Origin of the sequence: Larkinella soli (genome assembly GCF_003703975.1) — a bacterium.
Classification (GTDB): Bacteria; Bacteroidota; Bacteroidia; order Cytophagales; family Spirosomataceae; genus Larkinella; species Larkinella soli.
In genome coordinates, this window is sequence record NZ_ML112622.1 from 295,549 (window position 1) to 319,685 (window position 24,137).

A 24,137-nucleotide genomic window follows, 5' to 3' on the forward strand; every position below is an offset into this window, starting at 1 on the left:
CCCGGGGTGAAGCGTCGCTCCGGGCCGTTTATTTTCCTATATTACATCCGTATCGGCTTTCTCTGTCGCATGTCTAAAGGTCTGATTCGCCTGAGTTTTCGTAAGATCATCGACGCAGGGTCGGTTCATGTTCAACCATTTACCGCCGGTTGACATGGACACCCGGACCCAGGCCCGCATCTTTCTGGCCGACCAGCGCGGCTGCACCGAAACCCCCGGCGGCACGAGTTGTCACACCCTCAATTTCGGAACGTATACGGCCGAAGGTCGGGAGCCGTTCGGGCCGCTCTGCCGCTTCAGTGACGAGACGCTGCGGGCCGGCGCCGGGCTGGAAGCGAAATCCGGCGTAAACACCGAGGTGGTTCTTTTGCCGGTCACGGGCGGCCTCGAATACCGGGACGACCAAACGGCCGGCTTTCTCGAATCGGGGCAGATTGGCGTCTTTTCCCTACCGGCCGGGCGCTCGTACACGGTCACCAATCCCTACGAAACGGAAACCGTGCAGTTTCTGCAACTCTGGTTCGCCCATGGTTCGTCCGGGTTCGAGCCCGGCTTTTCGGCCGTCCGTTTCGATCTTTCCCAGAAGAACACGCTGCTGCTCCTGTTCGAGCGCCCGGGCGACGCTCCGGTGCGGGTGCTGCTGGGCCGCTTCGACGGCCGCCGGGAAGGAAGTTACCTGGCAGCGGCCGGAGCGCAGGGAACGGGGGTCTTCCTGTTCGTTCTGCAGGGAGTTTTTGAAGCCGCCAACCGGCTGCTCCACGAAAAGGACGGTCTGGGGCTGTGGTTTGACCGGGACGAAGTGATCGAGTTCGAAGCCCTCTCCAACGATGCCCTGGTCCTGCTCGTCGAAGTGCCCCGCTGACCGGGATTGCAAATCTTCGCCGGTTCGGTTAGCTTTAGTGGCCTGTTCAGGGGTGATACGCTAACCCTTCCGATCCCATGCCGCCCGAGAAATCCGACGTTCCCAAAAAATCGGTCAATGTTGAACTGCTCCTGGCGATTTCGGCCACTTTTCTGAGCCTTTGCGCCCTGATCGTTTCCATCTTTCAGACCGGCATCGCCCGGGAGCAGACGGTCATCGCCCAGCAACAGCAGCAGGCTTCGGTATGGCCGCATGTTCAGCTGGCCTATTCCCAGAACGGCGACCAGTTTACCTGGTCGGTACTCAACAACGGGGTCGGCCCGGCCGTGGTGAAGGCGGTTTCCATTCGTTATCAGGGGAAAAAGTATCCCACCCATTACGCTCTGCTTTCGGAAATGATGGAACGATACGGGCAGGGCGCCCGCATTCAGATGGATATTGCCGACATTTCCCCGGGTAACGTCCTGAAATCGGACGGTGAACTGGTCCTGGGACGCCTGGCCAACAGCCGGCCGGTCGCCGACGCCCTGCGGGGGATGATTATGGACTCTTCCTTTCACTTCCGGCTCGTTTACGCCGACGTGTACGGGAACTGCTGGCAGAACGACCAGGATCAGGTAACCCGTCTCTCCCGCTGTCCCGACCGCTGATCGATTCCGTCTGTTCCTATCCGGCGGCCTTCAGTCCGGGTAGCTCCCGGACCGCATTTCGTCTACCTTTAGGCCGGTATTTAAAACCGGAATCGAAATGCAGACAAAATCGGAGAAAGAAAAAATGCTGGCGGGGGAATTGTACGATGCTCAGGACCCGGAACTAAGCGCCGACCGAGTCCGCACCCGGCTCCTCCTCCTGGCTCTGAACCAATCCAGGGAGGACGAGCCGGAGGAGCAAATCCGGCTGTTAAAGGAACTGCTGCCCCAGGCCGGTGAGGGGCTGATGATTCAGCCGCCTTTTTACTGCGACTACGGGTATAATATTCTGACGGGCGAGAAGGTGTTTTTCAACTTCAACTGCGTCGTGCTGGACGTGACGACCGTGACCATCGGCAGCCGGACCCTGTTCGGCCCGAACGTCCAGATTTACACCGCCACCCACCCGACGGACCATAAAGTCCGGGCTTCGGGGCTGGAGTTTGCCAAACCGATCGTCATCGGGGAAGACGTCTGGGTCGGCGGCAGCGCGGTCATCTGCCCCGGCGTCACCATCGGCGACCGCAGCATCATCGGCGCCGGCAGCGTCGTCACGCGCGATATTCCGGCCGACGTCTTTGCCGCCGGAAACCCCTGCCGGGTCATCCGGTCCCTCGGCGACTCCTGACCTATTTCCAGGCGCCCAGCAACCGCCGGATTACCAGAATCTCGCCCGTGTGATAGCTGGTATGGTCGACGATGAGCAGGGCTTCGCGGAGCAGATTCTGGCCTTTACCGTGCGCAAACGGGGTGTACAGGTCATGGTCGGGGTCGGTCAGCAGGGCAATGAAGGCGTCGCGGTCTTTCCGGATCTGATCGAGGGCGGCCTCCCAGAGCGCATCCCCGGCCGGGGCGGTTTCCTTCGGCCAGTAGCCCTCCGGCCAGGGCGGTGACTGATAGGTCGCATCGCGGGAGAACTCAAGAATATCATTTTGAGCGATCCGGATATGTTCGACCAGCTGCCAGATGCTGTAGGGCAGCTTTTCGGGAACCACCCCGCGCAGTTCGGCGGGCAGGTCCTTCACGGCCTCGTCGAAGGTAGCGTGGGCGTGACCGCCCCGAAGAAATTGAATCAGCTGTTTCCGAACTGCCTGGTTGGTGGCGTCGGCTGAGGGAACGATGGACGACATAACTTTTAAAGGAAAGGGGTGATGGATCGTCGTTCAGTCGGCGGCCTCCCAGGCGGCTTTGAACCGGGTGAAACCGGCCTGCACCCGCGCCGGGGCCTGCTCCAGCGCCTGCCGGCAGGCCGGCTCCCTCAGGCGGTTACGTTCCTGGAGGACGGCGGCCGTCTGAACGATCACTGCCTCATCGAAACCCGCCAGCCGGTCGAAAAGTTGGCGAAAATCATCTTTTGATGCCTCCACCAGTTGAAGCGCGTACGTATACGCAGCGGTTTTTCGGCCATCGCCGTCGGCATCGATCCAGACTGCACCCGACGCCCCGATCAGCCGCGGATTCCACTCCGCCGATACCCGCTGGTAGGGATTCGGAACGGCCCAGAACGGCCGCGACACACCCGGCCCCTCCGCCACGGCCACCAGCCAGACGTCCTGCCTGCCGACCGGTATCGTCCAGCTTCCCTCCCACTGCACCCCGTTCCGGCCGGGTTTGGAAATAACCGCTTCTCTGATTTTCAACCCGTTGGCATACAGCGAAACCCGGTCGGCTTTCAGCCAGGAAGGCCCCAGCACCCGCACCGAAGTCCGTACCTCGCCCGCAGCAGGCACCAGATCGCCCGGACCGAAACGCCGGTCGATCGTCAGCTCGGCCATGAGGCCGAAGCTGACCATGACCCGCCCCGCCAGAAACTGATCCACCGCGCGGTCGACGTCGATGCGGCCGGGCTGCCCGTCCGGATAACGGATGTAGGTGCGGCCCTGCCCCACCAGATACCGCCCGACGTCGTGCGAATCGCTGGAACCGACCGGCGTCAGCAGCCGGCCCCGGTTCAGAACGCCGAACCAGTCGCGGAACAGCTGCAGGATATCCTTCTGCTGGGCGCTGGAGTTGATCACCTCCATGGCGTTGGCGGGCAGGTTCCAGCCCTGCCGGTCCAGCCCGGCTTCGGAAACGTACCGTTTCGGCCCGAAGGGGATAAAGTCGTAGTGTTTGTCGCGGGCGTGGTTCAGAATGATGACGCGGCCGTTGCCGTCGAGGTTACGGGCCGCGGCCGGCCAGTCCTTCACGCGGTGGTCGGGAACGGGGGCGGAGGGCGAAACCGGAAAGACGTTGAAATGACCGACTTCCGTAGTGAACTCGTTGCCCGTCACGGCCGTAAACCAGGCATTGAGCTTCATTTCAGCCGCGACGGGCGCAATATCGACGGCCACGTTATGATCGGTCAGGATGGGCAGTTCGAGGCCCTCGCCCGCGATGCTCAGTACGCGCTCCTGCACCGTGGCATCGCCGTGCCGGGAGTAGGAAAACGTATGGATATGCGGGTCGGCGGCAATCCAGCCGTCGGTCGGCACCTCTTTCTCAATCTGGAGCCGGTGCCGGACGGCGTCCCCCGCTTTCAGGTTCAGCGTGAGCGAATCGACTCCGTATTCGGTGCCCCGACCGGCATAGACCGTATAGCGACCGGCCGGAAGACTGAAGGCGGCTTTGCCGTCGCCGGTATACAGAACCCCGGTGCGGACGGCCAGCGTCTGGTTCGGGAGCGCCCGCAGAGGCTGTAACGCGCCGTTCGGGTCGGCTACGGTGATGCGGACGGGCAGCGGCCGGCCGGTTTTCCGTTCCGTCACCGTCAGTTCGACCCGGGCCTCTCCCAGAAGCCGGTCCGTCGGGCGATCGAAGAGGCTGATGGCCCCCACCCGGATATCATCCGGCAGAGGGTCGGTTCGGCCGAACGGTTTGGTGTAGGCGATAGTCAGCGTATTTTCACCCTCCACGAGGGTGTTGGGCCGCACCGGCAGGTAGCAGATGCGGGCACTTTCATCAGGGTCGAGCCGGCCGAGTTCCTGTCCGTTCAGGGTAACGCTCCAGCCCAGCCGCACATCTTCCTGCCGCAGACTTAGGGTCTGCTCCACGTTGTTCTTCCGGGCGCTGAATCGAACGGTCAGCTGTTTTTCGGCCGATCCGCGAAAGCGGTTCCACTCCGGCTCGTCGCCCGCCCGCAGGTGATGCAGGGGCTGTTCTACCACCAGCGATTGAGCTGGCAGGCCGTAGCCGACCGCCACCAGCAGCAACACCGATCCCGTTTTTACTATCGTCTGCATACCGGTTCAGGAAGTATCGATTCCACCAGACCTAAAAGGAGGTCTATACAGAAAACCTACCCTGAGAATACATCCGCTTCATACCCCGTTTCTTCCGTTTGAAAGAAAAGTTTTAAATGTTTATTTAAAATATTTTTTCTAATGTTCACTATACTTACTTTTGCTCCCGGATTCAGGACGAAATTGCCCCTATGGAAAAGCCAATACACGAATCATCCTTCGCAGTAATTACTTTTCGCCTGGTTTCACCATGGTGAAACCGGGGGAATGCCGGCCTGAACCGCTATTTTTTTTGAATTTGTATTAAATAAATATTTAAACTTTCTTTTTAATTCAGGTGACTTCAATCCCATGAAATCGATCCTTTTCGTCCTGTGTCTGCTGAGTATCCCGGCCGGGAGCCGGGCGCAGACGGTGCAGGCTCTGGCGCTGGAAGACTGCTATGCCCTGGCCCTGGAAAACTATCCGCTCATCCGGCAGCGCGAACTCATCCGGAAAACCCGGGACTACACGGTTGAAAATGCCGCCCGGGGGTTTCTGCCGCAACTGTCGGTTTCGGGCCAGGCTACCTATCAGAACCAGACGGTCGATTTTTCGGAAAGCCCGCTGGGGGCCGTCGTCCCGAACGGTATTTCACTGCCTAAGATCAGCAAGGACCAGTACCGGATCACCGGCCAGGTGGATCAGCTGCTGTACGACGGAGGAGCCATCCGGCTTTCGCAGGAAGCCCGGCGCACCGAAGCCGGGGTGCAGGAACAGACCCTGGAAGTGACGCTTTACGGCCTCCGGGAGCGCGTCAACGGCCTGTTTTTCGGCATCAGCCTGATTGATGAGCAACTGCTGCTGGCCGATCTTCGCAGGGCCGACATCCGGAACGTCGTGGAGCGTACGGAAGCCGCCCTCGCCAACGGAACGGCCTTTCGGAGCAGCCTCAATGAACTGCGCGCCGAACTGATCCGCGCCGACCAGACCACCACCGAACTGAAAGCCGCCCGCCGGGCCTATCTGAATATGCTCGGCGTACTGATCAACCGGCCTCTCAATGACGGCACGGTGCTCGACCGCCCCCGGCCCATTGCGCTGAACGCCCAGATCAACCGGCCTGAACTGACCCTGTTCGACCGGCAGAAGCGGCTTTACGACGTGCAGGAGAGCCGGCTGAAAGTGGACGCCCGGCCCCGGATCAGCGCTTTTTATCAGGAAAACTACGGCCGGCCGACCTTCAACATTCTCAGCAACCGGTTCGATTTCTTCCGGATCGGCGGCCTCCGGCTCAACTGGTCGCTGGGCAGCCTCTACACCACGCGCCGGAACGACCGGCTGCTGCTCGATCTCAGCCGGCGGCAGGTAGACCTGCAACGGGAAACCTTCCTGTTCAACACCGGCCTGTCGCTGGTGCAGCAGAGCGCCGAGGTGCAGAAATACCGCGACCTGATCGAACAGGACCGGCAGATCGTCGACCTCCGGAATGCGGTCAAGACCTCGGCGGCCGCCCAGTTGCAGAACGGCGTCATCACCACCCACGACTACATCAGTCAGGTGAACGCCGAGAATGAAGCCCGGCAGTCGCTCGCCCTGCATCAGATTCAGATGCTTCAGGCTCAGTATATGTATAAAACCACCTCCGGAAACTAATCAGCAACCAACCGATGAAACCATTTGCCTCCCTCATTCTCCTGGCGGCCGTTCTCAGCAGCTGCGGCAACGACGGCCCCGACTACGACGCTTCGGGCAACTTCGAAGCCGACGAAGTGATCGTTTCCGCCCAGCAGAACGGCCAGATTCTGTCCTTCACGCCCAACGAGGGCGACCTGCTGAAGGCCGGCGCCCCGGTGGGTCAGATCGACGTAGCCTCGGCCCGGCTTCAGAAAGAACAGGTGCAGGCGTCCATGCAGGCCCTCCGCGAACGTACCAGCAGCGTGGAGCCGCAGGTGGAGCTGACCCGCCGGCAACTGGCCGTGCAGGAAGCCCAGCTCCGGCAGCTTCTCCGCGAACGCACCCGTACCGAAAACCTGATCAAAGCCGACGCGGCCACGCAGAAGCAGCTCGACGACCTCAACGCCCAGATCGACCAGCTGCAGAAGCAGACGGCCGTGACGCGGCAGCAGATCCGGGTGCAGGAAACCGGCGTCGCCACCCAGAACCGGGGCGTCCTGAGCGAACGCGGCTCTCTGTCCAAAGTTGCCGAGCAGTACGAGCTACAAGTGCAGAAAGGCCGCATTATCAACCCTTTGGCGGGGACAGTCCTGACCAAATACGCCTTTGCGGGCGAGATGGCGACGGTCGGAAAACCGCTTTACCGGATCGCCGACACCGACACGCTTACTCTGCGGGCCTACATCACCGGCGACCAGCTGCCGCAGGTCCGGCTCGGGCAGGCCGTGACGGTGCGGATCGATCAGGGCGAAGACCGCTCTAAAACTTATCCGGGAACGGTCGGCTGGATTTCGTCGAAGTCGGAATTTACGCCCAAAACCATCCAGACGAAGGACGAACGGGCCAATCTGGTCTACGCCCTGAAAATCCGGGTGAAAAATGACGGCTTTCTGAAAATCGGCATGTACGGCGAAGTGCTTCTGAATGCCGCTGTGGGCCAAAACCGGTAAAACCATGGGAGCGGTAACGGTTACGAACCTGACCAAAACCTACGAGAAAGGAAGCGTCACGGCCCTCGACGATGTCTCCTTCCGGGTGGAAGCGGGTGAACTCTTCGGGCTGATCGGCCCGGACGGCGCGGGCAAATCGACCCTGTTCCGGATTCTGACCACCCTGCTGACGGCCGACCGGGGCACGGCCGGGGTCGACGGCTTCGACGTGGTGAAGGACTACCGGAAAATCCGGAATACGGTGGGCTATATGCCGGGCCGGTTTTCGCTGTACCAGGACCTGACGGTGGAGGAAAACCTGAACTTCTTCGCCACCCTGTTCGGCACCACGATCCGGGAGAATTACCACCTCGTGAAGGACATTTACGAACAGATCGAGCCGTTCAAAGACCGCCGGGCGGGCAAGCTCTCCGGCGGGATGAAACAGAAGCTGGCCCTCTGCTGCGCCCTGATTCACAAGCCCACAGTGCTGTTTCTGGACGAACCGACCACGGGCGTGGACGTCGTCTCGCGTCGGGAGTTCTGGACCATGCTGAACCGGCTGAAGGAACAGGGCATCACCATCCTGGTGTCAACGCCTTACATGGACGAAGCCGTTCTCTGTGAGCGGATTGCGCTGATCCAGACCGGGCGGATTCTGTCCATCGACACGCCCGACGCCATCGTCCGGGGCTATCCCGACCGGCTTTTTGCCGCCCGCACCGACGACCTCCCCCGGGCGCTGGCCGACCTCCGGGCGAACCCGTCCGTCCGCAGCACCTACGCCTTCGGCGAATACCTGCACCTGGCGTTCCGGCAGAACGACACCGAAAACGTTTCCGGCCTGAGCCGGTATCTGGCCGAAAAAGGCCATTCCGGCATTGAAATCAAACCGGTGACGCCCACCATCGAAGACCGCTTCATCGACCTGATGACCCGCGAAACCACCCCATCATGAACACAAAGGAACAAAAAGCCATCGTCTGCCGGGACCTGACCAAACGGTTCGGGGATTTCGTGGCCGTCGACCACATCAGCTTCGAGGTGGAGCGGGGCGAGATTTTCGGGTTTCTCGGCGCCAACGGAGCCGGCAAAACCACGGCCATGCGGATGCTCTGCGGGCTGTCGCATCCCACCTCCGGCCAGGCGGCCGTCGCCGGTTTCGACGTCTACCGCCAGCAGGAATCCATCAAACGCAGCATCGGTTACATGAGCCAGAAATTCTCCCTGTACGAGAACCTGACGGTGCTGGAGAACATCGAATTTTTCGGGGGGGTGTACGGTTTGTCGGACGCGAAACTGAACCGCCGGAGCGAGCGGCTCATCACGACGCTCGGACTCGGCCAGGAGGCCCGCAAGATGGTCGGCAGCCTGCCGCTGGGCTGGAAGCAGAAGCTGGCCTTCTCGGTGGCCGTCATCCACGACCCGGCCATCGTGTTTCTGGACGAACCCACCGGGGGCGTCGATCCGGTGACGCGCCGGCAGTTCTGGGACCTGATCTACGAGGCCGCCGGACGCGGCATCACCATCTTCGTGACCACGCACTACATGGACGAGGCCGAATACTGCAACCGCATCTCGATCATGGTCGACGGGCGGGTGGAAGCCCTCGATACGCCGGGCAACCTGAAACACCGGTTTGCGGCCGATTCCATGGACGAAGTTTTCTACCAACTGGCCCGGGGCGCCAAGCGTGCCGCCGATTAGCCGCAACCCCGACGACCGATGAAACAGCTACTGGTCTTCATCCGAAAAGAATTTTACCATGTCTTCCGCGACCGGCGCACCCTGCTGATCCTGTTCGGTCTGCCGACGGCGCAGATTCTGCTGTTCGGATACGCCCTGAGCAGCGAAGTCCGAAACATCAACCTGGGTGTCGTCGATTTTGCCAAAGACCCGGCTTCGCAGCAGATCGTCAGTCGGGTGCAGTCCAGCCGGTATTTCAACCTGAAGGAGGCCATTCCGACCTACGACGCCATGCAGCGGGCCTTCCGCGAAAACCGCATCCGGGCGGCCCTGATCATCCCGGCCGGGTTCAACGGCGACCTCCGGCATACGAACCGCGCGCAGGTGCAGGTCATCGCCGATGCCTCCGACCCCAACGCGGCCACGACGATCACGAATTACCTGACGGGCATCATCGGCGACTATCAGCGGGAACTAAACGCCACGGCGGCCCTGCCCTACCGGATCGGCACCGAAACCCGGATGCTCTACAACCCGGACCTGAACGGCTCGCTGAACTTTATTCCGGGGGTGCTGGCGCTCATCCTGATGATCGTCTGCACGACGCTGACCTCCGTGTCGGTGGTGCGGGAAAAGGAACTCGGCACGATGGAAGTTCTGCTGGTGTCGCCGTTCCGGCCCATTCTGGTGCTGATCGCCAAGGCCACGCCCTACCTGGTGCTGTCGCTGCTCGACTTCACGCTGATTCTGCTGCTGGCGGTATTCGTGCTGGACGTGCCGGTGCGGGGCAGTCTGCTGCTGCTGTTTGCCGAGAGCGCGCTGTTCATCGTCTGCTGCCTGTCGCTGGGGCTGATGATCTCCAACGTCACGGCATCGCAGCAGGTGGCGATGCTGGCGTCCATGATGGGCATGATGCTGCCGACGCTGCTGTTCACCGGTTTCCTGTTTCCGCTAGAAAACATGCCGCTGCCGCTGCAATGGATCTCGCGGGTGGTGCCGGCCCGCTGGTATTACCTGATCGTCAAGGCCATCATGCTGAAGGGGCTGGGGTTTGCCGCAGTCTGGAAAGAAACGGCGGTGCTGGTGGGGATGGCGCTGGCGCTGCTCGGGGTTAGTCTCAGAAACTTTAAAATCCGGCTGGCATGAGAACGTTGAAATTCCTGTTACGCAAAGAATTCCGGCAGATATTCCGGGATAAAAGCATTCTGGCGATGATCTTCATCATGCCGACGGTGCAATTGATCATCATGCCGCTGGCGGCCAATTACGAGGTCAAAAACATCCAGCTGGCCGTCGTCGACCGCGACCACAGTTCGTATTCCCAACAACTGATTGCGAAGATCGGCGCTTCGGGCTACTTCCGGATCGTGGCCGACCCCCGCTCGTTCCGGGACGCCCTGCGGCTGGTGGAAGGCAACCGGGCCGACCTGGTGATGGAAATACCGGCCGGATTCGAGCGCAATCTCGTGCGGGAAGGGGCGCAGAACCTGGCCCTGTCCGTCGATGCCATCAACGGCACCAAAGCCGGGCTGGGAGCCGCCTATCTGACCCGCATCATCGGCGACTTCAACACCGACGTGCGGCTGGAATGGGTGGAGCCGGGGCGCTTCAACCCCATGGCCACCATCGAGGTTACATCCCTCAACTGGTTCAACCCCCGGGCCGAATACCGGTTTTTCATGGTGCCGGCCATCCTGGTGCTGCTGCTGACGCTGGTGGGCGGTTTTCTGTCGGCCCTGAATATCGTGCGGGAGAAGGAGATCGGCACCATCGAGCAGATCAACGTGAGTCCCATCCGGAAATGGCAGTTCATCCTCGGCAAAATGATCCCGTTCTGGGTGCTGGGCCTGATCGTGTTCACCATCGGCCTGACCATCGCCCGGGTCGTATACGGCATCATCCCGGCCGGGAGCCTGCTGACGCTGTACGTCTTTGCCGCCGTGTATCTGGTGGCGCTGCTGGGCTTCGGCCTGCTCATCTCGACCTTCAGCGACACCCAGATTCAGGCCATGTTTGTGGCGTTTTTCTTCATCATGATCTTTATCCTGATGAGCGGGCTGTTTACGTCGATCGACAGTATGCCCGTCTGGGCACGGACCATCGCCTACCTGACGCCCGTCACGCACTTCATCGAGGTCATGCGCATGATCGTCCTGAAAGGCAGCGGGCTGGCCGACGTCTCGCGGCAACTGCTCTACGAGGGCCTGTTCGCGGTCGTTCTCAACGGCTGGGCCATCCTGAATTACCGCAAAACCACCTGAATGACGTCCATACTGCCCTATTTCGGCTTTTCTTCCTCCTTCGTCATCAGGGTTCCGCGGGCGATCGGTTCCGGCTTCGACTGCGGGGTCTCGTAGCGCAGCAGGGTCGCCGTCGGATGAACGGCCTTGGGTGCCTTCGTCACCAGCAGCTGATAAGACCGGTTGCCGATCACGAGGTTGTAGTAGGTCATCCCGCCCGACTCCTGCGCCAGCCCCCAGTTGGCCACCGGCTCTTTGGCAATGAAGGTTTCGTCTTCTTCCTTCAGAGCCGCAAAGGTCGTGTCGGGTGTGAACTGCTTGCCGGTCACGCCCGAAATCACCTTGACGATGGCGGGCGGGGCCGACGGGGCGGTTTTATTCTGCGCCGAAGCTGACGCTCCCATCAGCAGAATCGGCAGTAATAGAGCAATGATCGTTTTCATAACGTTCGCTGTAAACTTAAGCTGATCGGGATTTACAACCAGTCCTAACCGGCGGTCAAATCCTGCCCAGCCGGCCGGAGGGGCATCAGCTGCCGGAGGATGCGCAGCGGAATGCCGACGTAGTCCGGGCGGTGGTTCAGCTCCTGGTTAAGGTCCATCAGCGCCTTTTCGAGCAGATAGGTATCCAGCATCAGTTCCAGGTCTTCCGGCTGATCCGGCAGGATGGAACTCGATCCCAGGGTCGAAAAATACGCTTTCGTAAAAAAGCCGCTCATCGAATGCGCCCAGAAGTCGGCGAACGGCAGCAGCTGCTTCGTCTCCTCCTCGGGCACCTGAATATTATTCCGGAAGCCCTCATAGGCAGCATAGTACAGCGAATGAACCAGATAGGCCACATCCCGCAGGGGGGAGCGTTTCAGGCGTCGCTCGCTGTAGCTGCGGCCCGGGTCGCCCCCGAAATCCTGAATGACGATGCCTTTTCCCGTCATCATCATCTTGTCCAGCGTCAGGTTTCCATGAATGCGGATCTTGCCGGCGTCCAGCTTCTTTGCGTAAATACGCTTCAGAAGGCCCAGCAGTTCGTTTTTCCGCTCCAGCAGGGTCTCGGCCTCCGCCCGGACGTCGTCCGGCAGCCCGCTCCGGCGCCGGTTCTGGAACGTCTCCCGCACCAGCGACTGGAATCCGGAGAACAGCGCCCGCTGGTAGTGCAGGGAGAAGTTCTCGGGGGCAAAATCCTTCTGGCCGTCACCGGCGGCCAGGGCCTGGTGCATCCGGGCCGTACACTCTCCGAAACGTCGAACCTGATCGGCCGCCCGGGGTCCCAGCAGGTCCTGCACCTCGGGAGCCAGTTCGTCGAACCCGACGGGCCGGATGAGCGAGCCTCTCCGCTGGCCGGGGTTCACCTCGCTGAGGTCGCGGGCCAGGATGCGTTCGAGGTAGTTGTTGATCCGTTCCAGCATGTAACTCTGGCCGTCGCCGTGGTTCTCCGCCATTTCCTGCATCATGCCGAGCGTGAGCGCCGGGCCGCCGGAGCGCAGTTCGACGGTGCCGACAAACGGCAGAACGTGCGCAAACCCGTCTTTTCCGGCCAGATACCGGCTTATTTCGACGTCCGGGTTGGCAACCTGATCGACCTTGCGGTACATCTTCAGCTGGTAACAGTTGTTGTAGCCGACCGCGATGTAGGACGGCGTGGCCGCCACCACTTTCGGCCGGACTTCCGGCGTCTCCTCCAGGAAGTTCTTCAGGGCGGTGCCGTCGTTGAAGGCCAGCTTTTCGTCCGGCCCGGCCCCTTCCGGTTCTCCGGCCATGCGGTTCAGCATCACTTTCTGAAATTCCTCGATATAGAGCGCGTCACAAAGCACGGCGGTTTCCTCCCCGCTGCGGACCTGCGCCAGAACTGCCTGCGGGCTGGTTTCGAGAAGCCGGGCGGCTTCCGGATCACGCGCCAGGGCGACAGGCAGCTGGTACCGGTCGGGAAGGCCCCGGCCGTAGGTCGTTTCGATCAGTAGGAGGTAGGCTTTGGTTTCGGCCAGCGGCACAGGAACGGTTTCCACCACGGAGACGCCGTGCAGATTCCGGTCTTTTCCGTCGAACCAGGCCACCCGCTGCAGGTATTCGGGCAGAATCCGGGTTTCCATTCGTTCGCGGAAATCCGGACTCAGCAGGTCCCGCCAGGTATTGACCTCCAGCGAAGGCAGCGACTCCACCGGAACGGCGTCCGGACAGGTCGGTTCCAGCACGAACCACTGGTAGTCGAACGAGGCCAGCGTGAACAGGTAGGCGCCGGTATCCCGGACCGGCGGAAACTGGTTGCGGCTGAAGGCTTCGGTAAGGCAATACCCCTTGAAGTCGCTCAGGTCGATCTCGGCGGGCTGGGCATACTTCGAGAGGTTGACCACGATGAGAAGGATTTCGTCCTCATACCGGCGCGTAAAAGCCAGCACCTTGGGATTCTCGACGTTCAGAAAGGTCAGGTCACCCCGCCCGAAGGCCTTGTACTTCTTGCGGAGGTTGATCATCCGCTTCGTGAACCAGAACAGCGAGGACGTATTGCGTCGCTGCATCTCGACGTTCACCGACTCGTAGTGGTATTCGGGGTCCAGAATGGTCGGCAGGTACAGCTTCTGCGGGTTGGCCGACGAGAAACCGGCGTTCCGGTCGGGCGACCACTGCATGGGCGTCCGGACGCCGTCGCGGTCGCCGAGGTAAAAGTTGTCGCCCATGCCGATTTCGTCGCCGTAATACAGCACCGGTGTGCCCGGCAGCGAGAACAGCAGGCTGTTGAGCAGCTCGATTTTCCGGCGGTTGTTGTCCATCAGGGGCGCCAGCCGGTGCCGGATGCCGAGGTTGATGCGGGCTTTCGGGTCTTTGGCGTACGTCTTGTACATATAATCCCGCTCCTCGTCGGTCACCATTTCGAGCGTCAGCTCGTCGTGGTTCCGCAGGAACATGGCCCACTGGCAGGTCGGCGGGATGGCCGGCGTCTGCTCGAAAATGTCGGTGATCGGATAGCGGTCTTCCATCTGAAGCGCCATGAACATCCGCGGCATTACCGGGAAGTGGTAGTTCATGTGACACTCGTCGCCGTCGCCGAAATACGAAGCCGAATCTTCCGGCCACATATTGGCTTCGGCCAGAAAAACTACCCCCGGAAAATGGTCGTCGACGTGTTTGCGGAGTTTTTTCAGGAACACGTGGGTTTCGGGCAGGTTCTCGCCGTTGGTGCCTTCGCGCTCGTACAGGTACGGCACCGCGTCGAGCCGGAAGCCGTCGACGCCCATGGCGCACCAGTAATCGATGATTTTGAACACCTCCTCCTGCACCTGCGGACTGTCGTAGTTCAGGTCGGGCTGGTGGTGAAAGAACCGGTGCCAGTAATACTGGCCGGCCACGGGGTCCCAGGTCCAGTTGGAAGCCTCGAAATCCTGAAAAATGATCCGGACGTCCTTATACTGGGTGGGGTCGTCGGTCCAGACATAGAACTCCCGTTCGGGCGAGCCTTTGGGGGCCGTCCGTGCGCGCTGGAACCAGGGGTGCTGGTCGGAGGTGTGGTTGATGACCAGCTCCGTGATGACTTTCAGGTTGCGTTTATGAGCCTCTTCCAGAAACTGCCGGAATTGCCGGATGGTGCCGTAAGAAGGATTGATGTTATAATAGTCCGCGATGTCGTAGCCGTCGTCACGCAGCGGAGACGGGTAGAAGGGCAGCACCCAGATGGCCGTTACACCCAGTTCCTGGAGGTAGTCCAGGCGTTCGAGCAGGCCCTGAAAGTCGCCGATGCCGTCGCCGTTCCCGTCCCGGAACGCCTTGATGTGCAGCTCATAAATGATCGCATCTTTATACCAATGGAGTTTATCGTCAAGTTTGATGTCACTTCCTGCCATAGTTCGTCAATCAAGAGAGACTAAAATGGGTTTCCGATTACAGGTAATAAGACGGTATCTCCCTTTTTTGTTGGGAAAAGAATACCAAGCGGGAACGAAACGGGGGAAGGAAAGAAAAAATAGCCGCCGGAAAGGGTTCCGGCGGCTATCTGGCAACAACAAACTCAAAAACGATTAAGACGATGAAAAAGGCCTTAATACAAAGTTTTACGGGACGCTTTAAAAGTAGCCCGGCTTTCTTAAAACCGGCTTAGGAAGGCATTAGAATTTCCTTAGTAAAAGGAAAGCGGCCGGGTTCAGCGCATCGCCAGGGGCGTTTTCCGGCGCGGGGGCGGGAAGGCCCCGTCCGGCACCCGGAGGTCTTCTTCGGTCAGGACCAGGTCCAGGGCCGCCCGGTTTTCGCGGACGGGTTCGGGGCGGGCGGCTTTCGGAATGACGAGGCAGTCGCCGGACCGCAGCAGCCACGCCAGCGCCACCTGCGAGGGCGTGGCTCCGTGCCGGTGCGAAATCTGCTTCAGGATCGGGTTTTCCAGCAGCGACCGCTGGCTGCTGCCCGTATGTTCGATGGGCGAATAGGCCATGGCCGGCAGGATTCGAGGGTTTCGGCCAGCGAAACGGAGCCTCGCCAGTGAAGCAGATACAGGTCCAGATAGTCGGTTCTGAGCCGACGCAGGCTGCGCTCACAGGCTTCGACGGCGCTGCGCCGGCCCGCGTGGTGCGGATAGACCTTGCTCACCAGACAGACCTCATCCCGGCGGCCCGCGATGGCCTCCCCGACCAGTGCTTCCGCACCGCCTTCGGCGTACATCTCCGCCGTGTCGATCAGGGTCATGCCGAGGTCGAGGCCGAGCCGCAGCGACTGAATCTCCGCCTGCCGGCGGGCGCGTTGTTCACCCATGCGCCAGTTGCCCTGCCCCAGCGCCGGAACAGCCCGGCCCGACGGCAGCAGACAGGTCCGTGTCGAAAGATCCTTCATGAAAAAAACCGGATTACAGTAACAGCGAATCGACCCGGTGGGCGTGCACCATGCCCTCGGCGTCCGACCAGGCAAAAATCGTAAAGCGGCCGTCCTGCGAGGCTACCAGCGCCGTGGCGTCCCGCTGGTCGAAGACGAACTGGGCCGCCGAGAGGTGCCGCGTGCCGCCGGCCTGCGTCGGGTGGATCACCAGCGGCACGTTGCCCACGATCGGCTCCGTCACTACGATCTGCTCGACCGGCGTGCTTCTCAGCGAGCGGCCGATCTTGGCCCCGAAGCCCAGCAGTTCATACTGGTGGTTGATGAGGGTGGCTCCGTCGACGGCCGTCAGCCCGGCCACGCCCTCGACGGCCATGCTCAGCGCCCCGCGCCACTCGCTCCCGGCCTTTTCGGCGGGTTTCCGGCGGAGCAGGTCGGCCAGCAGGGAAAAGGCCGGCTCCACGGCGTAGGTCATCGGCTGGATGATCGACTCGGGCCAGGTCCGGCTTCCGGCCGGTACCACGAGCAGCAGGCCACCCCGCCCGTGCGCCCGCATGGACACCGCCAGCTGTACCATGACATTCAGCGAATTATTCCAGTAGGCCGGGGAGGTGAATCCCAGCATTGAATTCAGGAGTTCGGGACAGTCGGGCTTTTCGCCGGTGCGGTCGTCCACGACCTTGATCTGGTCCCCCTTGAGAATGGCGACGTTGACGAACTTCCCGAAACCGCCCATTCGCCGGTGTTTGATCACCAGCAGGCCGGGTTCGATCACCTCCAGCACAAAACAGTTGGTCGGGATGTCCTGGGTGGTTCCCCAGATATAATACTGGTCGTCTTCGTGCCAGACGCCGAGGTGAATGCCGGGGCGCTCCACGGCCGGCGCCAGCTTGGTCAGAATGGCCGGCGTCAGCGGCAGCCGGTAGGCGAAGGACAGCGGCTGGTGGGCGGTCTTCAGGGGCAGAAAGGCCAGCGATATTTTGGGCGAGTAGCCTTCCTCCCGGCGGAGGCTGGCCCAGAAAGCCACGTCGATGATCGTCTCGATGGCCCGCTGGTGGGGCAGCGGAGCCAGGTCCCGCTCTCCGCTCAGCAGGGCGGAAGCGTGATGATGGGCAAAGTGCCTTTCGACCGTGGCGGCCACCGAACGGGCGGCCTGATAAGACGACTCGGACAGCATACGGGTTTCCTGCATAGGGTGCGGGTTTCGGGGGAGTTATAGCGGCAACACAAAATCGGACTTTAAAATTGGTCGGCCGGGCCACTTTTTACATTCGTTTTCGCTAACCGCCTGATCCGTCGCCAAAAACAAAGCCCGACGCGGGGCCGGGCTTTGCATTATCCGTTATACTTTTCTGGGGTCCGGATGCGTATACGGTTTTCGGTAAGGCCGGGCCAGGAGGCCGTTGGCTTCGCGGTCGCCGACGATCTCGTGCTTCTGGGGGTCGTAGACGATGGGCCGGCCGGTCTGCATCGAAATGTTGGCTAGGATGCAGCTCGCCGTGGAGATGTGTCCCTCTTCGATGTCGGCCACCGGGCGGCTTTTGTTCTCGATGGCTCCCAGGAAGTCGAGCATGTGCAGGCGCGTGGCCGGAGCCGCGTTCAGCTCGATGCGTTCTTCCTTCAGGTCTTCCGGGTATTTTTCCTTTTCGTAGACGACGTCCTTATGGATCTTGGCGCCCTCGCCCATCGGCAGGAAGTCATACTGCATGGTGCTGGCCCAAAGGGTTCCTTTTTCGCCGTAAAGCGTGAACGACCAGGGGTATTCCGGGTTGTTGGGCGTGCCCCAGCTCCGGTGCTGCCAGACGCAGTTCAGGCCGTCGTATTCAAAAATGGCCGACTGCGTATCGGCGATGTTGGACTTGCCGTCTTTCTGGACGAAAATACCGCCCGTCGAGGAAATCTTCTTCGGCCAGCCGAGCTTGAGCATCCAGCGAACCGTATCGAACATATGGATGCACATATCGCCCATGATGCCGTTGCCGTATTCCATGAAGGTCCGCCACCAGCGGATGTGGGGCAGGCCGTCGTAGGGGCGCATGGGCGCGGGGCCGGTCCACATTTCATAATCCAGAAATTCCGGAACGGCCTGCACCGGCGGGTTGCCGTTGTTGCGCATGTGGAAGTAACAGCACATCTCCACGTGCGATATCTTGCCCAGCAGGCCGGCATCCACGATATTCTTCTTGGCGTCGATCAGGTGCGGGGTGCTCTTGCGCTGGGTTCCTACCTGCACGGTCTTGCCGTATTTGCGGGCGGCCGCCACCATCGCTTCGCCCTCCACCACGTCGACGCTGATCGGCTTCTGCACGTACACGTTCGCACCGGCCTTCACCGCATCGATGGTCTGCAGGGCATGCCAGTGGTCGGGCGTGCCGATCAGCACGATGTCCATCTGGTTGTCGGCCAGCATCTTGCGGTAATCGCTATACAGTTTGGGCGTCTTGCCGGACTTCTGACGCTGACTGACGAGCTTGCCGGCCGCGTCGAGCATATTCCGGTCGACGTCGCAGAGGGCCACCACCTCGACCGGCGCCACCTGGATCAGCCGGAACAGGTCGCTTTTGCCGTACCAGCCGGTACCGATCAGACCGACCTTATACGGCTGGGGCGGATTGATGATGTCCATGCCCTGCGCACCAAAAGCCGACAGGGCCAGCGAGGCCGAAGCTCCCTGCAGGAACCGACGGCGGTTGATATTAAAGTGATTCATCGAAAAGTAAGGGTTTCGGCGGCCGCAGCCGGATTAAAGGTAATTATAACTGAAAAAGCCCACCAAGTTTAGCAAATACTTCTCATACTTCGAGGAATTTTCCTACCGGAAAAACGAAGATTGCAATGCCGCCGGCCGGTGCGCTTTGTTGCAAAGCACATTTGAGTTTTCAATAAACCACCCTGAAGCCGTTCCCGCCGGGCCGTGCGCCTTCTCCGGATCAGGTCCTTCGGCGGGCGGGTGGGCCATGGCGGTCTCAGCGGGAAGCCGTTTCAGTCGGTTTCGAACAGCAGCAGGTCTTCGTTGGTGCCGGCCAGGAAAAACCGCTTCCTGAAACGCAGGCCCAGTTTTTCGAGCAACCGGATGGAGCCGGTATTGTCGGGGTCGGTAATGGCTGCGATTTTCTCCAGACCAAGTTCCGTGCGGGCGTAGGCGATGACGGCCGATGCGGCTTCGTAGCCGTACCCTTTCCCCGCATAGTCCGGCAGGAAGGCAAACCCGATGTCGGGATGGTCGAGGTAATCCCGTTTGAGCAGACCGCACAGCCCGATGGGCGTTCCGCTCTCCTTCAGCGCCACCAGGTCCAGCCCGAATCCGTGCTGCTCATAGGAATGTTGCGGGCCGTTCCGGATGTAGCCCCGGGCGTCGTCCGGATTTCGGACACCCCGGTCGCCGATGAAGCGCAGCCAGGACGGGGTGTTCAGCAGCTCGAGAATGAAGTCGGCATCGGCGTCGGTGAGCCGGCGCAGGAGCAGGCGGGGTGTTTCCATCGGTTTTCCGGGTGGCGGTAATTGTCCCGGATTCTCCCCCGGCTGTTCACCGGATTCCGCCCACTGTCCATTGCGGCTTGGGACGGTCGGGCCGGGACGTCAATTTTGAAGCAAAAATAGGGCGGTTTCGCCCACTATATCCACAACAAATACCTTAAATCATGTTTAAACTCACCTTTCTTCTGCTGGGCCTCTGCCTGATGACCACCGCGTTCCGCAGCAGCGACTGCACGCCCGCCATTACCGACGGCCGGCTCTTCGGCATTTTACCGATGGCCGACAAAAAAGTCGTCTGGTCCGAAGTGGTTGACTGCGGCAGCCTGCCGCAAGCCGAACTGTTCCGCCGGGCGCGGCTCTGGGCCGTTCGAAACCACGCCAACCCGAGCGACGTACTGCACCTGAACGACCGGGAAACCGGCGACCTGGCCGGCAAGGCGACGCTCACGGTCACCGTGCCGCGTTCGGAGGTTCAGGCCGGGGGCGTTTATTCGTTCCGGTATACGTTTGTTTTCGAATCTACGAACCGCAAATACCGGGCAACGATCAGTCATCTCGAATGGCTCGACTCCGGAGGCCGGGCGGTTCCGGTCGAAAGTTACTGCCCGAAGAATGAAAAGGACGTCCGGACGATCTACGCCGAGGCCGACCGCCAGGTCCGGGAGATGCTGGCTTCGCTGCAGGAGGATGTGAAAAATTATAAGGCCTACTGAAAACCGCTTCGGCGACCCAACGCTCATGAACCGCAATGTTGCCAATCTGGTCGGGCCGGAGCTGATCTGGCTGGTCCTGACCCTGCTGACGGCCTTTCTGGCGGCCCGGAACCAGCCCACCACCGAAGCCGGCAACGACCAGTTGCTGACGCTGGGCTGGCTCTTTCCGCTGCTCGGCGTCAGCCTTTCCTTCACCAGTCTGGCCTGGGCGCCGGGCAACTCATGGTGGTGGCTGCTGCGCATCGGGCTGGCCTGCGGCATCGGCCTCGTCTTTCTGGTCACGAAGCTCGTCGGGGGCATCGACTATCACGACAGCCGCAATTCCGGCGTCGGAACGGCCTACATCATGTACATCATTTTCGGGCTGATGGAGCTGTTTCTCGGGATTTTCGTGGCGGTGTTCTTCCTGCTCACCCGCTGGAGTTTCCTGCCGGTGGTGAAGTGGTTTGCCATCATCGTATGCGGTTTAACCGTCTTCTGGGGAATCATCTCCTGGCTGGCCTCTTTCGGGAAGCAGACGCCCTCCTGAGCCGGCGCTTATCCGGTAACGCCCGACCGGCGGTTCAGCCCGGCCCATTTCTTCAGGATGGTGTTCATATGCCGACGGCTGACGGCCAGCTGACGGCCCGTCGAAAGCTCCATCACCGGCAGGGGAAAATCCGGAAAATCGGCCGGCTGGAAGGACTGTACGTGTTCGGGGTTGACGAGGTAGGTGTCGTTGATTCGCCAGAACGTCGGCAAAAACGACTCCCAGTATTCGAGCGGGGCAGTCGTGGAAACGCACTGCACTCCCTGCGCATCACAGCAGATCACCAGGGTAGAGAACCCTTCGGTGTAGAGATAGGCAATTTCCGGCGACGGTATCAAAGTCTGACTACGAAGTTCGTTTAGGTTGAACACGAATCAATACGGCAGGTTTACAGACAGAGAAATCGGATGGTGAGTCAAATATAGAAAGTAAATGTCAGAAAATATTCCGGCCCGCCGAAAATGTTTGAATCGGTCAGGAGAAACAAAAAATTTCTTTAACCGCCTGATCCTGCAGGGTTAAAAGGATAACCCGGTATTTTACCCCGTTTTCGTTGCCGGCATTATTCAGTCGCTGTTCCCGGGGTTCGCCCCGCCGTCTCCGGCCGGTTTTTGAGACACCCAATTGCGAAATTACCCGCAAAAATCGATCCGGCCGTAAAAACAAAACCGCCCCCTGCCGGGAACGGTCTGTATCGGTCTACCTAATTATGAGAAGAATTCTTTAGTGCTTCTACTCCGGCAACCTGAAAATGGACTACGCCGTCGCAAAAAAATTATTTGATACACTGATTCGCTTCCATCTCCGCAGGGGTCGGCGTCGGGGAATCCACCCCTCCGGCCGGAAGATCGACCCCGGCCGTCCAGGCGATGGCGTTCAGCACCAGCTTCCGGTAGTTGTCGTCGGCCCAGACGCGGTGATAGTGCCCTCCGGTTATGCCGAATCCGCGGCCGCCGTCGGGCCGCTCGCGGCACCAGGCCAGATGCTGCGGCTTTCCGATTTCGGCCCGCACGTGCGGATTGCTGCTGTGCGACCCTTCGGGCCGGTTCAGCGTGGACGCCGGCGGAACGGTGGTGAGAATGGGCGTAACGCCTTCCATGCCCTCCCGAAACCGCATGTGGTAGTACCATTCGTCCTTGCTCGTGAACGGTTTAACCCCCCGGGTGACGGGATGCTGCGGCAGGGAAGTAAACTCGGCCGTCCAGACCGGATTCACTGACCAGAACGGCTCGAAATAGCCGCCGATCCAGTTCAGATAGTGATCGCCGGGGCGGCCTTTGGGCACTTCGACGGCAAAATGGATGCAGGTGAGCCCCACGCCTTTCTTCATCAGGGCGTCGATCTGGTCGAGGTGCCGATTGGTGACGTTGCCCTCTCCCCCATCACCGTAGACCACGATGGCGGCCGCATTCCGGAAAGCCGACTCCTTCGGCCAGCCGTCGGAGTAGACCTCAGCTTCGACGGAAGGGAGCGCTTCGTTGAGACGCTTCGCCAGCAGAAGGCACCCGGCCTTGTGTTCATGTTCTCCGTGCGGGTGGCTGCACCCGCCGGCAATGAACACGATCCGCTTTTTCCCGGACTGCCCGGCGGTTTCCGTGGAATCGGTCCGGCAGTTCATGGCGGGAGAAAAAGCCAGTAGTAACGAAAGCAGCCATCCGGAGAGCAGCGTACGCATGGGAGTTCAGGTTTATAAAGTTTCAGAGAAAGTAACCGCTGAGAGGACCATTGGTTTTCCATCCGGCCAGGTCCGGTATGATCCCGGGAAGATCCACCCCCGGTCTACCGAAAAACCACCGGTCAAAATACGGGCAAAATCACCTGGTACAATGCCGGAAAAAAGGCGATTTTAGCAGTCATATCGAAAAACCACTCCCTCCCAAAAGCGATGAGCAAGAAAACGAAAATCCAACTGGAACTGGACCCGCTCGAAATGCATCAGCTCCTGGCGCTTCTGAATGAAACCCGGCCGCGAAAACAGGCGCTCCGCGGGCTGGCGACCCCGCTACGGGACAACCTGCTGAACCAGTTAAATGCAGAGAACGTAGCGGTTTCGGTGGACGAAGCGGTGCGGGGAGAAATCGCCCGGCTGGCCGGACTCCCCGCCGATCAGGTGTTCAACGACGATAAGCTGTCCACGTTAGGCTTCAGCACCTCCCTGATCAAACAGCGGCTGGCGGCCGCGCTGACCGGTGTAGCCCAAAACTTCAAACCCGGTGCTCAGGTGACCTTTGCCGAGGTCGATGGCTGTGATACGGTAGAAGACTGCATCGATCTGGTTAAGAACAAAATCTAACCCCCATTCCGTCCCTCAACGATGGTTTACCAAACGTTCCGCCCTTTTCTTTTCCTGCTTTTCGTCCTGTCGGCGGCCCATGCCCAGACGGATTCAGCCGCCATCACCCGGTCGGTCCGGCCGCCCCAACGATGGAGCCTCAAAATCAGGCAATCCTTCCAGAGCGAAGATACCAGGCCCGAACCGGCCATTCTGACGGCTACGTTTCCCAAAACCGGTGCTTCCTCCATCCTGATCGACGCTGCGGCCGGCCTGACGGGAGAAGTCAACCAGACTTTCTTCATCCAGGGTGAAGTGGAATATCACCGGAATACCCTGATCGAAAAAGAGCAGAATAATTTTCAGGTCGGTATCGGGGCCCGTCAGTTTATCGGGGTGGTCAACGATGCCCGGTCCGAACGGTCCTGGGTGCTGAACAGCAATGTCAAATATAACCGGATCAATGAAAAAACAGCGACCGAAGGATTGCTGGCGACTCTGGATCTTACCCGGTTTCTGAGGCAGCCGGTCAATGCGGGAGACTTCTGTCGGAGTTCCTTTGCACTGAACGCGCCGATTCGCTGTGTCTTCGGCAGCCGGCAGTTCAATGCCTTCCTCAGCCCCAATGTCGGCCTGGAATATGAAAACCGCTGGAAGGCGGAAAGCGACTCGGCTAAAGGAAATATTCTGCGTGGTGTTTTGAAAGCCTATCTTTCGGTGTCACCGATGACTACCGACAAAAGAGGCCGGTTTCTAATCCGGGTATTCGACCTCTACGTCGACTACACGGCCCGTTATACCTTTTTGGGCACGCTGAACGAAGCCGCCGGCTGGCGGCCCCTTCTGGATGCAGGGATCAATTTCCCCATCTACGGTGCCGGTACCGAGTTTAACAGGCTGAGCATCGGCTTCAGTTATCGATATGGAGAAAACCCCGCTCAGGGGCTGGCCCGGCAGGAATTCTGGTTATTGGCCTTTAAAGTCAAGATTTGACCCGAAGCAGTAATAGCAAAAAAGGGCCGTTTGGCCCTTTTTTGCTCCGATGATTTCAGCTCCACTCGCGGTCGGCCGAGTCGCGC

24 protein-coding genes are annotated in these 24,137 nt (G+C 60.4%); 13 read left to right on the forward strand and 11 right to left on the reverse strand.

What is annotated here, in order from left to right; genetic code table 11:
- Positions 1–154 precede the first annotated feature (154 nt).
- From DX909_RS01340 to DX909_RS01350, 3 genes are all read left to right on the forward strand, one after another.
- Positions 155–862 (forward strand): pirin family protein, encoded by a 708-nt coding sequence (locus tag DX909_RS01340; protein WP_206512951.1) that lies wholly within the window; start codon positions 155–157, stop codon positions 860–862.
- Positions 863–939: 77 nt separating this feature from the next.
- Positions 940–1,512: a hypothetical protein gene (locus DX909_RS01345; protein ID WP_128543242.1), complete on the forward strand. Its 573-nt coding sequence runs from the start codon at positions 940–942 to the stop codon at positions 1,510–1,512.
- A gap of 97 nt (positions 1,513–1,609) precedes the next feature.
- Entirely contained in the window at positions 1,610–2,179 is a 570-nt protein-coding gene (locus tag DX909_RS01350) for a sugar O-acetyltransferase (protein WP_128543243.1), read from the forward strand.
- Position 2,180: 1 nt separating this feature from the next.
- Here DX909_RS01350 and DX909_RS01355 read toward each other — a convergent pair whose 3' ends face one another.
- Positions 2,181–2,681, reverse strand: coding sequence for a DinB family protein (locus DX909_RS01355; protein WP_128543244.1), 501 nt, complete (start codon positions 2,679–2,681; stop codon positions 2,181–2,183).
- A gap of 33 nt (positions 2,682–2,714) precedes the next feature.
- Complete coding sequence (locus DX909_RS01360) at positions 2,715–4,772, reverse strand: CehA/McbA family metallohydrolase (RefSeq protein WP_128543245.1); 2,058 nt, start codon at positions 4,770–4,772, stop codon at positions 2,715–2,717.
- Positions 4,773–5,123: 351 nt separating this feature from the next.
- On the opposite strand from DX909_RS01360, the gene DX909_RS01365 reads away from it, so the two are divergent.
- Genes DX909_RS01365 through DX909_RS01390 form a run of 6 tightly spaced genes read left to right on the forward strand, consistent with a single transcriptional unit; the run spans position 5,124 to position 11,304 of the window.
- Positions 5,124–6,407, forward strand: a complete 1,284-nt coding sequence (locus DX909_RS01365) for a TolC family protein (RefSeq protein ID WP_128543246.1) — start codon at positions 5,124–5,126, stop codon at positions 6,405–6,407.
- A 14-nt stretch (positions 6,408–6,421) separates the two neighbouring features.
- Positions 6,422–7,378 (forward strand): HlyD family secretion protein, encoded by a 957-nt coding sequence (locus DX909_RS01370; RefSeq protein WP_128543247.1) that lies wholly within the window; start codon positions 6,422–6,424, stop codon positions 7,376–7,378.
- 4 nt (positions 7,379–7,382) lie between these two features.
- Entirely contained in the window at positions 7,383–8,315 is a 933-nt protein-coding gene (locus tag DX909_RS01375) for an ABC transporter ATP-binding protein (protein WP_128543248.1), read from the forward strand.
- On the forward strand, positions 8,312–9,064 hold the full coding sequence (locus DX909_RS01380) for an ABC transporter ATP-binding protein (protein ID WP_128543249.1): 753 nt from the start codon (positions 8,312–8,314) through the stop codon (positions 9,062–9,064). Before DX909_RS01375 ends, DX909_RS01380 begins: the two co-directional genes overlap by 4 nt.
- An 18-nt stretch (positions 9,065–9,082) precedes the next feature.
- On the forward strand, positions 9,083–10,189 hold the full coding sequence (locus DX909_RS01385; RefSeq protein ID WP_128543250.1) for an ABC transporter permease: 1,107 nt from the start codon (positions 9,083–9,085) through the stop codon (positions 10,187–10,189).
- The gene (locus tag DX909_RS01390; RefSeq protein WP_128543251.1) at positions 10,186–11,304 is read left to right on the forward strand and encodes an ABC transporter permease; all 1,119 of its coding nucleotides are present in this window, start codon (positions 10,186–10,188) and stop codon (positions 11,302–11,304) included. Before DX909_RS01385 ends, DX909_RS01390 begins: the two co-directional genes overlap by 4 nt.
- Before the next feature lie 17 nt (positions 11,305–11,321).
- On the opposite strand, the gene DX909_RS01395 is transcribed toward DX909_RS01390, so the two are convergent.
- From DX909_RS01395 to DX909_RS01420, 7 genes are all read right to left on the reverse strand, one after another.
- The gene (locus DX909_RS01395; RefSeq protein ID WP_128543252.1) at positions 11,322–11,726 is read right to left on the reverse strand and encodes a hypothetical protein; all 405 of its coding nucleotides are present in this window, start codon (positions 11,724–11,726) and stop codon (positions 11,322–11,324) included.
- A 44-nt stretch (positions 11,727–11,770) separates the two neighbouring features.
- Complete coding sequence (treS, locus tag DX909_RS01400; RefSeq protein ID WP_128543253.1) at positions 11,771–15,112, reverse strand: maltose alpha-D-glucosyltransferase; 3,342 nt, start codon at positions 15,110–15,112, stop codon at positions 11,771–11,773.
- Between the two features lie 296 nt (positions 15,113–15,408).
- Positions 15,409–15,693, reverse strand: coding sequence for an aldo/keto reductase (locus tag DX909_RS29855; protein WP_229310899.1), 285 nt, complete (start codon positions 15,691–15,693; stop codon positions 15,409–15,411).
- Positions 15,627–16,088, reverse strand: a complete 462-nt coding sequence (locus tag DX909_RS01405; RefSeq protein ID WP_229310900.1) for an aldo/keto reductase — start codon at positions 16,086–16,088, stop codon at positions 15,627–15,629. Before DX909_RS01405 ends, DX909_RS29855 begins: the two co-directional genes overlap by 67 nt.
- Before the next feature lie 13 nt (positions 16,089–16,101).
- The gene (locus tag DX909_RS01410) at positions 16,102–17,259 is read right to left on the reverse strand and encodes a putative sensor domain DACNV-containing protein (RefSeq protein ID WP_229310901.1); all 1,158 of its coding nucleotides are present in this window, start codon (positions 17,257–17,259) and stop codon (positions 16,102–16,104) included.
- A gap of 150 nt (positions 17,260–17,409) precedes the next feature.
- Positions 17,410–18,777, reverse strand: a complete 1,368-nt coding sequence (locus DX909_RS01415; protein WP_128543254.1) for a Gfo/Idh/MocA family protein — start codon at positions 18,775–18,777, stop codon at positions 17,410–17,412.
- Positions 18,778–19,049: 272 nt separating this feature from the next.
- On the reverse strand, positions 19,050–19,547 hold the full coding sequence (locus DX909_RS01420) for a GNAT family N-acetyltransferase (RefSeq protein WP_128543255.1): 498 nt from the start codon (positions 19,545–19,547) through the stop codon (positions 19,050–19,052).
- Between the two features lie 161 nt (positions 19,548–19,708).
- Between DX909_RS01420 and DX909_RS01425 the strand changes: the two genes are divergently transcribed.
- Complete coding sequence (locus DX909_RS01425) at positions 19,709–20,257, forward strand: DUF4468 domain-containing protein (RefSeq protein ID WP_128543256.1); 549 nt, start codon at positions 19,709–19,711, stop codon at positions 20,255–20,257.
- 25 nt (positions 20,258–20,282) lie between these two features.
- On the forward strand, positions 20,283–20,786 hold the full coding sequence (locus tag DX909_RS01430) for a hypothetical protein (protein WP_128543257.1): 504 nt from the start codon (positions 20,283–20,285) through the stop codon (positions 20,784–20,786).
- A gap of 8 nt (positions 20,787–20,794) precedes the next feature.
- Here the strand turns inward: DX909_RS01430 and DX909_RS01435 are convergent, their stop codons facing one another.
- Both DX909_RS01435 and DX909_RS01440 read right to left on the reverse strand, forming a co-directional pair.
- Positions 20,795–21,157: a LytTR family transcriptional regulator DNA-binding domain-containing protein gene (locus DX909_RS01435; protein ID WP_128543258.1), complete on the reverse strand. Its 363-nt coding sequence runs from the start codon at positions 21,155–21,157 to the stop codon at positions 20,795–20,797.
- Between the two features lie 404 nt (positions 21,158–21,561).
- Positions 21,562–22,461, reverse strand: coding sequence for a ThuA domain-containing protein (locus DX909_RS01440; RefSeq protein WP_128543259.1), 900 nt, complete (start codon positions 22,459–22,461; stop codon positions 21,562–21,564).
- 210 nt (positions 22,462–22,671) lie between these two features.
- Here DX909_RS01440 and DX909_RS01445 point away from each other — a divergent pair, with 210 nt between their 5' ends.
- The gene (locus tag DX909_RS01445) at positions 22,672–23,079 is read left to right on the forward strand and encodes a hypothetical protein (protein WP_128543260.1); all 408 of its coding nucleotides are present in this window, start codon (positions 22,672–22,674) and stop codon (positions 23,077–23,079) included.
- A gap of 21 nt (positions 23,080–23,100) precedes the next feature.
- Positions 23,101–24,051 carry a hypothetical protein gene (locus tag DX909_RS01450; RefSeq protein WP_128543261.1) on the forward strand — a complete coding sequence of 317 codons (951 nt, stop codon included), beginning with the start codon at positions 23,101–23,103 and terminating at the stop codon, positions 24,049–24,051.
- The last annotated feature ends 86 nt before the right edge of the window (positions 24,052–24,137 follow it).

Excerpts from the sequence above, each read along its gene's own strand:
- DX909_RS01340 (WP_206512951.1), top strand. The coding sequence starts at position 155 with ATGGACACCCGGACCCAGGCCCGCATCTTTCTGGCCGACCAGCGCGGC.
- DX909_RS01345 (WP_128543242.1), top strand. The coding sequence starts at position 940 with ATGCCGCCCGAGAAATCCGACGTTCCCAAAAAATCGGTCAATGTTGAA.
- DX909_RS01350 (WP_128543243.1), top strand. The coding sequence starts at position 1,610 with ATGCAGACAAAATCGGAGAAAGAAAAAATGCTGGCGGGGGAATTGTAC.
- DX909_RS01355 (WP_128543244.1), bottom strand. The coding sequence starts at position 2,681 with ATGTCGTCCATCGTTCCCTCAGCCGACGCCACCAACCAGGCAGTTCGG.
- DX909_RS01360 (WP_128543245.1), bottom strand. The coding sequence starts at position 4,772 with ATGCAGACGATAGTAAAAACGGGATCGGTGTTGCTGCTGGTGGCGGTC.
- DX909_RS01365 (WP_128543246.1), top strand. The coding sequence starts at position 5,124 with ATGAAATCGATCCTTTTCGTCCTGTGTCTGCTGAGTATCCCGGCCGGG.
- DX909_RS01370 (WP_128543247.1), top strand. The coding sequence starts at position 6,422 with ATGAAACCATTTGCCTCCCTCATTCTCCTGGCGGCCGTTCTCAGCAGC.
- DX909_RS01375 (WP_128543248.1), top strand. The coding sequence starts at position 7,383 with ATGGGAGCGGTAACGGTTACGAACCTGACCAAAACCTACGAGAAAGGA.
- DX909_RS01380 (WP_128543249.1), top strand. The coding sequence starts at position 8,312 with ATGAACACAAAGGAACAAAAAGCCATCGTCTGCCGGGACCTGACCAAA.
- DX909_RS01385 (WP_128543250.1), top strand. The coding sequence starts at position 9,083 with ATGAAACAGCTACTGGTCTTCATCCGAAAAGAATTTTACCATGTCTTC.
- DX909_RS01390 (WP_128543251.1), top strand. The coding sequence starts at position 10,186 with ATGAGAACGTTGAAATTCCTGTTACGCAAAGAATTCCGGCAGATATTC.
- DX909_RS01395 (WP_128543252.1), bottom strand. The coding sequence starts at position 11,726 with ATGAAAACGATCATTGCTCTATTACTGCCGATTCTGCTGATGGGAGCG.
- treS (WP_128543253.1), bottom strand. The coding sequence starts at position 15,112 with ATGGCAGGAAGTGACATCAAACTTGACGATAAACTCCATTGGTATAAA.
- DX909_RS29855 (WP_229310899.1), bottom strand. The coding sequence starts at position 15,693 with ATGGCCTATTCGCCCATCGAACATACGGGCAGCAGCCAGCGGTCGCTG.
- DX909_RS01405 (WP_229310900.1), bottom strand. The coding sequence starts at position 16,088 with ATGAAGGATCTTTCGACACGGACCTGTCTGCTGCCGTCGGGCCGGGCT.
- DX909_RS01410 (WP_229310901.1), bottom strand. The coding sequence starts at position 17,259 with ATGCAGGAAACCCGTATGCTGTCCGAGTCGTCTTATCAGGCCGCCCGT.
- DX909_RS01415 (WP_128543254.1), bottom strand. The coding sequence starts at position 18,777 with ATGAATCACTTTAATATCAACCGCCGTCGGTTCCTGCAGGGAGCTTCG.
- DX909_RS01420 (WP_128543255.1), bottom strand. The coding sequence starts at position 19,547 with ATGGAAACACCCCGCCTGCTCCTGCGCCGGCTCACCGACGCCGATGCC.
- DX909_RS01425 (WP_128543256.1), top strand. The coding sequence starts at position 19,709 with ATGTTTAAACTCACCTTTCTTCTGCTGGGCCTCTGCCTGATGACCACC.
- DX909_RS01430 (WP_128543257.1), top strand. The coding sequence starts at position 20,283 with ATGAACCGCAATGTTGCCAATCTGGTCGGGCCGGAGCTGATCTGGCTG.
- DX909_RS01440 (WP_128543259.1), bottom strand. The coding sequence starts at position 22,461 with ATGCGTACGCTGCTCTCCGGATGGCTGCTTTCGTTACTACTGGCTTTT.
- DX909_RS01445 (WP_128543260.1), top strand. The coding sequence starts at position 22,672 with ATGAGCAAGAAAACGAAAATCCAACTGGAACTGGACCCGCTCGAAATG.
- DX909_RS01450 (WP_128543261.1), top strand. The coding sequence starts at position 23,101 with ATGGTTTACCAAACGTTCCGCCCTTTTCTTTTCCTGCTTTTCGTCCTG.